The organism is Mesorhizobium humile (assembly GCF_033977215.1).
Lineage (GTDB): Bacteria > Pseudomonadota > Alphaproteobacteria > Rhizobiales > Rhizobiaceae > Mesorhizobium > Mesorhizobium humile.
In genome coordinates, this window is record NZ_JAVIIV010000065.1 from 1 (window position 1) to 1,366 (window position 1,366).

At 64.3% G+C, this 1,366-nt stretch carries 1 protein-coding gene; it reads left to right on the forward strand.

Annotation, left to right across the window (positions count from 1 at the left end; all coding sequences use genetic code 11):
- The first annotated feature begins 85 nt into the window (after nt 1-85).
- Nucleotides 86-1,108, forward strand: coding sequence for an IS110 family RNA-guided transposase (locus RFM52_RS32705; RefSeq protein ID WP_320327904.1), 1,023 nt, complete (start codon nt 86-88; stop codon nt 1,106-1,108).
- The last annotated feature ends 258 nt before the right edge of the window (nt 1,109-1,366 follow it).

The window sequence follows — 1,366 nt, forward strand, 5'->3', positions numbered from 1 at the left end:
TAGAATGATGGGTGGACGGCCCCTTGCGGCATCGAATGTGCCAAACTGGGCTGTGATTAACTCCAGCGGAAGGAGACCGTCCGTCATGCAAGCTATCAGATTTGGTATCGATTTGGCCAAGAATGTGTTTCAGGTGCACGGCGTGGATGCGACCGGGCGCGTGGTGGTGCAGCGCCAGCTGCGCCGCGCGCAGGTGGAGAAGTTCTTCGCCGCGCAGCCGCCGGCGCTGATCGGCATGGAGGCCTGCGGCTCGGCTCATCATTGGGCCCGCACGCTCAGCGCGCTCGGCCATGACGTCAAGCTGATGCCGCCGGCCTATGTGAAGCCCTATGTCCCGCGCAACAAGAACGATGCCCGCGACGCGCACGGCTGTTGCGAGGCGGTAAGCCGGCCCGACATGCGCTTCGTGCCGATCAAGACGGTCGAACAGCAATGGGCCAGAGCGCTGCACCGCACGCGTGACCTTCTGGTGCGCCAGCGCACGCAGTTGGCCAACGCCATGCGTGGCCTGCTCTATGAGATGGGCCAGACAAGCGCCCAGGGGGCTGCGGGCCTGGAAGCGCTGCTGCAGCGCATCGAGACCTCGGATGAGGCCATCCCCGCGGCGCTGCTGATCTGCCTGGCGCCGCTGGCCGGACAATGGCGGGCGCTGGATGGCGAGATCGGCAAGCTGGACAAGCAGATCCTGGCTCAGGTCAGGCAGCAGCAAGCGGCCTTGCGGCTGACGACGATCCCGAGCGTCGGCCCGATCATCGCACATGCAACCATCGCGGCCATTGGCGACGGCCGCCAGTTCGCCTCGGGCAGGGACTTCGCGGCGTGGCTCGGCCTGACCCGCAAGAGTCATGACACCGGCGGCAAGCACAAGTTGACGGGCCATATCAGTCGCGCCGGCGACAGAGACCTGCGAAGGCTGCTTATTCTCGGCGCCAGCTCCTGGCTGCGCCAGGTCAGGGCCAAACCCGACAAGGGCTCGCCCTGGATACGTGGCCTGCTGGCCAGGCGGCCGGTCAAGGTCGCCGTCGTGGCGCAGGCCGCCAAGACCGCTCGCATCATCTGGGCAATGCTGAGCTCGGGACAACAATACAGGGCGCCGGCTGCGGCATAACCCGCAAAGCGAGGCCCTTAACAGCGTAAGGAGCAAATAGCAGCACGGCAAAATGGTCAGGACCTGGGTCGAGACACTCCGCCTTCGTCATCGCGATTAAAAAGCGCGCTAGAATGATTGGAACTCGATCCGCGTAACCCCTGAGGGCCAGCGGTCATCAAATCGACCGCATCAAAGGCCGAATACATGACCGCTCCAGACTTAAGCCGTCGCCGCTATTTTGCCTCTTGCCCAAGAGGGGCCGTCCATACATGACGA

Bases quoted from the DNA above. Each gene is read 5' to 3' on its own strand.
- RFM52_RS32705 (WP_320327904.1), top strand. From the start codon at position 86: ATGCAAGCTATCAGATTTGGTATCGATTTGGCCAAGAATGTGTTTCAG.